This is a genomic window from Devosia sp. (assembly GCF_028290645.1).
Lineage (GTDB): Bacteria > Pseudomonadota > Alphaproteobacteria > Rhizobiales > Devosiaceae > Devosia_A.
In genome coordinates, this window is record NZ_JAQGJL010000049.1 from 1 (window position 1) to 6995 (window position 6995).

Sequence of the window (6995 nt, forward strand, 5' to 3'; positions counted from 1 at the left end):
ATGCCTATTTCGGCGATGCAATGCGCGCCTCGTTCTGGCTCAATGCCAATGTCGGCTGCTGCGATTTCGCGGGAAAGCCCTATTTCCGCCCCGACCTGTTCGGCGACGGCCTCGCCATCGCGGTTCCCGCCGGCAACGACGCGGTCCGCCAGGCCATCGACTACGGCCTCGCGCGATTGAAGCGCTCGGGCGTCTATGACGAGCTGTACCTGAGGTGGTTCCCGGTCAGCTTTTACTGACGGGCACTCGCTCGGTCGACGCAACGGGTCATTCCCGGAGGGGCCGCGGGCTACTGTCCCCGCATCCGCGCCCGGGCGCTGGCTTCGATCGCTGCCGTCACCAGCCGGTCGACCTCCAGCCGGTCGCGCACCATCTCGAGCAGGCGCAGTTCCTCCTGCGGCAGTTGCACGTCGACCACCGCCACCTCGACCGCCAGCGCATACGCCGTATCGTGCAGCCGCTTCGGCACCGCTGCCACGGCTTCGTCGAGCACGCCGTCGAGTCCGAGCGCATTGGTCCGGTCCACCGCGTCGTTTGCCACCTGCTCGAGGCGCGCCGGGTCGAAGCCGTCGAACACCGGGGAACGGGCGACGAGGTTGCCGATCACCAGCAGCTCGCGGTCGGAAATGCCCTCATCGGATGAGGCGGTGACCACCATGATGTGGATGAGAGCGTCCTGGACGGATATGGCCATCGGGTTCCCCGGGGAGCAAAGTCCCGCATAACTAGGGACGGCAACTACTATTGGCAAGCGCCCACGATTGTCGGCACCTGGTGCCCGCGATTGTTGACGCGGCGGCGACACTGGTGCAATTGAGCGTCCTCCCCGATCTGTACCTGAGGCCTGCCGTGCCCGCGCCCCTGCCGCCCCTCGATCCCGCCTTCTTCGACGCCGCCCAGACGGCGCGCGCCTGGCCGTTCGAGGAAGCGCGGAAACTGGTGGCCCGTGTGGAAAAGCGCGGCCTCACCGAAGTGCTGTTCGAGACCGGCTATGGCCCCTCGGGCCTGCCGCATATCGGCACCTTCGGCGAAGTGGCGCGCACCACCATGGTCCGAACCGCCTTCCGGCTGCTCACCCGCGACCAGATCCCGACCCGGCTGCTCTGCTTTTCCGACGACATGGACGGGATGCGGAAGATCCCGGACAACGTGCCGTCGAAGGCCTTCCTCGAGCCCTATCTGCAGATGCCGCTGACCTCGGTCCCCGACCCATGGACCAACGAGTTCAAGAGCTTTGGCGACCATAACAACGCCATGCTGCGGCGCTTCCTCGATACGTTCGGGTTCAATTACGAGTTCGCCAGCGCCACCGAATACTACAAGTCCGGCAGGTTCGACGAGGTGCTGCTGCGCGCCGCCGAGCGCTATGACGACATCATGGCGGTGATGCTGCCGACGCTGGGGTCGGAGCGGCAAGAGACTTACTCGCCGTTCCTCCCCATCTCGCCGATTTCAGGGCGTGTGCTCTATGTGCCGATGAAGCATGTCGATGCCCTCAACGGTACGGTCACCTTCAACGACGAGGATGGCTCGGAGACCACCGTGCCGGTCACCGGCGGGCATGTGAAGCTGCAGTGGAAGCCCGATTTCGGCATGCGCTGGGCGGCGCTGGGCGTCGATTTCGAGATGTTCGGCAAGGACCACCAGACCAATGCACCGATCTACGACCGGATCTGCGAAATATTGGGCGGCGTGGCGCCGGAGCACTACACGTTTGAGCTGTTCCTTGATGAGAACGGCCAGAAGATCAGCAAATCAAAGGGCAATGGACTGACGATTGACGAGTGGCTGACCTACGCCTCGACTGATAGCCTGGGGCTGTACATGTTCCAGAAGCCGCGGGTGGCCAAGCGCCTGTATTTCGACGTCATTCCGCGGGCGGTCGACGAATACTACCAGTTCGTCGAGGCCTACCAGACGCAGGACGTGGCGCAGCGGCTCGAGAACCCGGCCTTCCACGTGCATTTCGGCCACCCGCCGGCGGCGACGATGCCGATCACCTTCAGCCTGCTGCTGAACATCACCTCGGCCTCGAACGCCCACGACAAGGCCGTGCTGTGGGGCTTCATTTCGCGCTATGTGCCTGGCGCCACACCAGAAAACCAGCCCGATCTCGACAAGCTCGCCGGCTATGCCGTGGCCTATTTCAACGACATGGTGAAGCCGACCAAGAGCTTCCGCGCCGCCACCGAAAAGGAGCGCGCCGCGCTGCAGGACCTCGCCGACCAGCTCGCGCCCTTCGAGGGCACGCGCAACGCCGAGGACCTGCAGAACCTCGTCTACGAAGTCGGCAAGGCCCACCAGTTCGAGCCGCTGCGGGACTGGTTCGGCGCCATCTACCAGGTGCTGCTCGGCGCCGACCAGGGCCCGCGCTTCGGCTCCTTCATCGCGCTCTACGGCGTGGCGGAGACGCGGAAGCTGATCGCCGACGCGCTGGCGGGGAAGCTGCTCAGGGCGGCCTGACTGAACGGATCGAGCTGCATTCGTTCAGTTCGTTTTACTTGATTTGATTGTCGCATGTTTCCCGCCTCGTGACTTGTTCGTGGGGGTTATTATCGCATGCCCGCAGGTGGCGGGGATAAGGGGGCGAAACGGCTGGAAATGCTGGGGTTTTCGGGGGTCCGCCGGCGGGAGCGCCGTGGCGGAGGGGCCAGATAGGGCTGCATTGCTGCCCTTGCTTTACCCCTGAGATGAACGGGAGATGAATGGCGGCTGAACGGGGATTTGGGGCGATTTGTTAGTCGTCACCTTCTCCCCTTGTGGGAGAAGGTGACCGACGGGCGGATGAGGGGTCTGTCTCCGCGCACTCGTCGCCCGTCGCTTCGCTCCGGTCGCGCTGCACTTCGTTGCGCGGCCCCCTCATCCGGCGCTGCGCGCCACCTTCTTCGCAAGGGGAGAAGGCAAAGAGGGTCTACTGGCTGGCCCAGACGATCCGCCCGATCCACTCGACGTCCTTCATCTCGATCACCCGCGGCGGATGCGCGGGGTTGAGCGAGTGGAGCTCGACGAGGTTGGCGGTCTGGCGATGCAGCACTTTGACCAGCACCTCGCCGCCTCTGGTGCGCGCCACCACGCGGTCGCCGCGGCGGACCTGCGCGGTGGGGGAGACGACAATGATGTCGCCGTCGCGGTAGAGCGGCAGCATCGAATCCCCGGTGACTTCGAGCGCGTAATTGCCTTCGTCGCCCGCCGAGGGCAGTTGCACCTCGTCCCAGCCTTGTCCGGCGGGAAATCCGGCGCTGTCGAAGAAGCCGCCCGAACCCGCCTGCGCCAGCCCGAGCAGGGGCACGAACGAGCGCAGCGCGTTGGTCGCCTGCATCTGCACGAAGGCCCCGCCGCCAGAGAGGAACCCGTCAAAACTCTCGCCGGTCGCTTCCAGCACCTTGGCGACGCTCTCCGTCGAGGGCCAGCGCTCGCGCCCGTCCTTGCTGACACGCTTCGATTTGTTGAACGCCGTCGCATCCAGCCCGGCAAGCCGCGCCAGCGCGGATGCCGACAAGCCGTGCCGCTCAGCGATCGCATCGATCGCGTTCCAGATATCGTTATGTGACAGCACGAGTCTGGCCGATCAGAAGGAAACTTGTCCCATAAGGAAACAAGTCCTATCGTAGGGAGTAGGGCCCAGGTTGTAAAGGCAATATGCGCCCATGAGGTGAGGCATGAACGTGAGCGAGCTGTTCACCCGCCTGGCGGTAGCATTGGCCATTGGCCTGCTCGTCGGGCTCGAGCGCGGCTGGAAGACCCGCGACGAGGAGGGCGGGCAGCGTACCGCAGGGTTTCGTACCTTTGCGCTCTCCGGGCTCCTCGGCGGCATCGCCGCAGCGCTCTCCACCGTCAGCGACCCTATCGTGCTCGCTGCGATCTTTCTGGGTTACCTGGGGGTGTTCGCTGCCTTCTACTGGCTCGAGGCAACGGCCGAGAACAATTTCAGCGTCACCTCGGTGGTCGCGGGCGCGCTCACCTTCGCGCTCGGCGCCTATGCTGTGCTCGGCGAGTTGACCGTCGCCATCGGCGCCGCCGTGGCCATGACGCTGCTGCTGGCGCTGCGCGAGCAGTTGCACCGGTGGGTCGCCTCGCTGAAATGGGAGGAGATTCGCGCCGTCCTCGTCCTTCTCGCCATGACATTCCTGCTGCTGCCGTTGCTGCCGCAGAAGCCGGTCGACCCGTGGGGCGTGCTCAACCTGTTCGAGATCTGGCTGTTCGCCATCCTGATCGCCGCCATTTCCTTTGGCGGCTATGTCGCGGTGCGCATCTTCGGCGACCGGCTCGGCGTGCTGATGGCCGCTGCCGCCGGCGGTCTCGCCTCCTCCACCGCGGCAACGCTGTCGCTGGCCCGGCTGGGCAAGGAGCATCCGGAATCCGCCCGGCTGCTCTCGGCCGGCATCCTCATTGCCGGCCTCGTCATGGCACTGCGCGTCGGCGTCGTCGCGGCGCTGCTCAATCCGGCGCTGATCCTGCCGCTCGCCGCGCCCATCGGCGCGCTGGCCGTCGTGCTCGCCGCGTCGGCCGCCGTGCTGCTCCTCACCGGCAATCGCGAAGAGCGCTCACCCAGGCTCGAGATCCGCAATCCCCTGGAGCTCGGCACGGCGCTGAAGCTTGCCGCGTTCATCGCCATTGTCAGCATCGCCGCCGAATTCGCCCGCCGGCTGCTCGGACCCGGCGCCGTGCTCGCCGTCGCGGCCGTCTCCGGTATTGCCGATGTCGATGCCGTCACGGTGTCGATGGCGCGGCAGGGGGGCGGCATCGGCCTGGCCGTCGCGACCCTCGCGATCGCCATCGCGGTGGGCGTCAACACCGTCTCCAAGACTGTGATCGCCGCCACCACCGGCGGGCGGGCCATCGGGCTCTATGTCGGCGCGGCGAGCGCGGTGGGGCTGGTCGCCGCGGGCATTGCCTGGTTTTTCTTCCGATGAGCTTGCCATCGCGACGCTGCTCGCCCAAAAGGCTGGCATGGTCACCCCGATGCGCACCCCCGCTTACATCTACAAGGTCGCGAGCCGCGAGATCTACGACGCCTCGCTTGCCGCCGGCAATTTCACCGGCCAGCCGATCGATTTGAAGGACGGCTTCATCCATTTCTCCAGCGCCTCGCAGCTGGGCGAAACCATCCGGCTCTACTTCGCCGGCCTTGCCGGCCAGGTGCTGTTCCAGGTTCCGGCAGCGCCCCTCGGCGAGGCCCTCAAATGGGAGGCCTCGCGGGGCGGCGACCTGTTCCCGCATCTTTTCGGCCCGCTCCCGATGTCCACCGTCAGCAACATGACGCCGCTCGATGTCCCCGCCGACGGCATCGCTACGCTGCCGGAGTGGGTCGAATGATCCTCTCGCGTCTTTCCCCGCTGCTCCGCATGCCGCTCGTCTCGGGCCTCACCCGCGATGCGCTGCTGAAGATGGACCCCGAGATCGCCCACGGCGCCACCATCGCCGCGCTCCGCCTCGGCCTCGCGCCCGAGCAGGACGGTGTTGATCCGCCCGAACTCCGCACCACGCTCTGCGGTCTCGACCTCACCAACCCCATCGGCATGGCCGCGGGCTTCGACAAGAATGCCGAGGTGCCCAAGCCCCTGGCCCGGATGGGCTTCGGCATGGTGGAGGTGGGCACAGTCACGCCGCGCCCGCAGGAGGGCAACCCCAGGCCGCGCCTGTTCCGCGTCGCGCCGGCCGAGGGTGTGGTCAACCGCATGGGCTTCAACAACGAGGGCCATGACGAGGTCTTTGCGCGGCTCAAGGGCGCGCATGTCGGCGCCATCCTCGGGGTCAATATCGGGGCCAACAAGGATTCCGAGGATTTCGTCGCCGACTACGTCAAGGGCGTTGCCCGCTTTGCCGAGGTAGCGGACTACCTGACCATCAACGTTTCCTCGCCCAATACGCCCGGCCTCCGGAACCTCCAGGCCGACGAAGCCTTGACCCGGCTTCTGGCCGCCGTGCTGAAGGCCCGCTCCAAGGCCAGCGTCCGGGTCCCGGTGCTATTGAAGCTCGCCCCCGATCTCGACGAGCGCCAGCTGGACGATATCGCGAGGGTGGTGCTCGCTACCGATCTCGACGGGCTGATCGTCTCCAACACCACGATCTCGCGCGATCCGGTGCTGGGCATGGAGAATGCCACCGAGACCGGCGGCCTGTCGGGGAAGCCGCTGTTCAACCTCTCGACGCAGAAACTGGCGCAGGTCCGCCAGCGCGTCGGCAGGTTGCCGATCATCGGGGTAGGGGGGGTTCATTCGCCCGAGAGCGCCGTGGCGAAGTTCGAGGCGGGGGCGGATGCGATCCAGCTTTACTCGGCGCTGGTGTTCGGCGGGCTGGATTTGCTCGACCGGATCAAGCGGGGGCTGGTGGCGGCGGTGCGGTCGAAGGGGCTGAGGTCGGTTTCGGAGTTGAGCGGGAAGACGACGGTGGAGTGGGCGGCGGGGAAGGCTTCGCTGTAGGCACTGAGCGTGTGGCCACCCCCACCCTTGATCCCTCCCCACAAGGGGGAGGGAGACGACTGATGCTTCAGTTCTTGCGCCTCCCTCCCCCTTGTGGGGAGGGATTGAGGGTGGGGGTGGCCAAAGCCGCGAGCCCTCACGCTACCGCTCGGTGATCAGATCGATCGCAATGTCCGCCCGACCGCGCGAGCGCTTCACCAGGTCGTAGTTGGCGAGGTCCACCCGCTCGATATGCTCGCGGTTGCGCTGCTCGCTGAACAGCCCGTGCTCGGAGTGCCGCCTCAGCAGCCGCGCCTTCACGGTGTCGCGGGGCACGTCGATGAACACCGCGAGGTCGAGCAGCGGCCGCACCTGCCACCACGGTGCGTTGGCGAGCAGCAGGTAGTTGCCCTCCACCACCAGCGCCCGCACTCCCGCCGGCACGATGAACGCATCGACCACCACGTCCTCGATTTCGCGCAAATAGCCCGGCCCGCTGATCGGTGCCGTCGCCGCCTTCACCCCGGCGAGGAACTCCGCGAACGCCGCCCCCTCGAAGGTGTGCGGCATACCCTTGTCGCGGACCGTGCCCAG

The 6995-nt window shown here is 66.5% G+C and carries 7 protein-coding genes and 1 pseudogene; 5 read left to right on the top strand and 3 right to left on the bottom strand.

Annotated features, from left to right (window positions below):
* Positions 1 to 239: transporter substrate-binding domain-containing protein (locus tag JWQ89_RS02610; RefSeq protein WP_299638170.1), on the top strand; the 239-nt coding region annotated here is incomplete at its 5' end.
* A 50-nt stretch (positions 240 to 289) separates the two neighbouring features.
* Here the strand turns inward: JWQ89_RS02610 and JWQ89_RS02615 are convergent.
* Complete coding sequence (locus tag JWQ89_RS02615) at positions 290 to 694, bottom strand: tellurite resistance TerB family protein (protein ID WP_299638171.1); 405 nt, start codon at positions 692 to 694, stop codon at positions 290 to 292.
* Positions 695 to 849: 155 nt separating this feature from the next.
* Between JWQ89_RS02615 and JWQ89_RS02620 the strand changes: the two genes are divergently transcribed.
* A complete protein-coding gene (locus JWQ89_RS02620) occupies positions 850 to 2463 on the top strand; it encodes a lysine--tRNA ligase (protein WP_299638177.1) in 1614 nt (537 codons plus the stop codon).
* 448 nt (positions 2464 to 2911) lie between these two features.
* Here JWQ89_RS02620 and JWQ89_RS02625 read toward each other — a convergent pair whose 3' ends face one another.
* The gene (locus JWQ89_RS02625; protein WP_299638173.1) at positions 2912 to 3556 is read right to left on the bottom strand and encodes a helix-turn-helix transcriptional regulator; all 645 of its coding nucleotides are present in this window, start codon (positions 3554 to 3556) and stop codon (positions 2912 to 2914) included.
* A 103-nt stretch (positions 3557 to 3659) separates the two neighbouring features.
* Here JWQ89_RS02625 and JWQ89_RS02630 point away from each other — a divergent pair, with 103 nt between their 5' ends.
* Genes JWQ89_RS02630 through JWQ89_RS02640 form a run of 3 tightly spaced genes read left to right on the top strand, consistent with a single transcriptional unit; the run spans position 3660 to position 6422 of the window.
* On the top strand, positions 3660 to 4913 hold the full coding sequence (locus tag JWQ89_RS02630) for a DUF4010 domain-containing protein (RefSeq protein WP_299638175.1): 1254 nt from the start codon (positions 3660 to 3662) through the stop codon (positions 4911 to 4913).
* Positions 4914 to 4962: 49 nt separating this feature from the next.
* The gene (locus JWQ89_RS02635) at positions 4963 to 5316 is read left to right on the top strand and encodes a DUF952 domain-containing protein (protein WP_299638176.1); all 354 of its coding nucleotides are present in this window, start codon (positions 4963 to 4965) and stop codon (positions 5314 to 5316) included.
* Between the two features lie 29 nt (positions 5317 to 5345).
* The gene (locus JWQ89_RS02640) at positions 5346 to 6422 is read left to right on the top strand and encodes a quinone-dependent dihydroorotate dehydrogenase (RefSeq protein WP_299638179.1); all 1077 of its coding nucleotides are present in this window, start codon (positions 5346 to 5348) and stop codon (positions 6420 to 6422) included.
* Between the two features lie 141 nt (positions 6423 to 6563).
* Here the strand turns inward: JWQ89_RS02640 and JWQ89_RS02645 are convergent.
* Positions 6564 to 6995 (bottom strand): annotated as a pseudogene (locus JWQ89_RS02645) (nucleoside/nucleotide kinase family protein); the annotation flags it as partial.

What these genes read in the sequence shown, in the direction of transcription:
- JWQ89_RS02635 (WP_299638176.1), top strand. Translation starts at nt 4,963, where the DNA reads ATGCGCACCCCCGCTTACATCTACAAGGTCGCGAGCCGCGAGATCTAC.
- JWQ89_RS02630 (WP_299638175.1), top strand. Translation starts at nt 3,660, where the DNA reads ATGAACGTGAGCGAGCTGTTCACCCGCCTGGCGGTAGCATTGGCCATT.
- JWQ89_RS02640 (WP_299638179.1), top strand. Translation starts at nt 5,346, where the DNA reads ATGCCGCTCGTCTCGGGCCTCACCCGCGATGCGCTGCTGAAGATGGAC.
- JWQ89_RS02615 (WP_299638171.1), bottom strand. Translation starts at nt 694, where the DNA reads ATGGCCATATCCGTCCAGGACGCTCTCATCCACATCATGGTGGTCACC.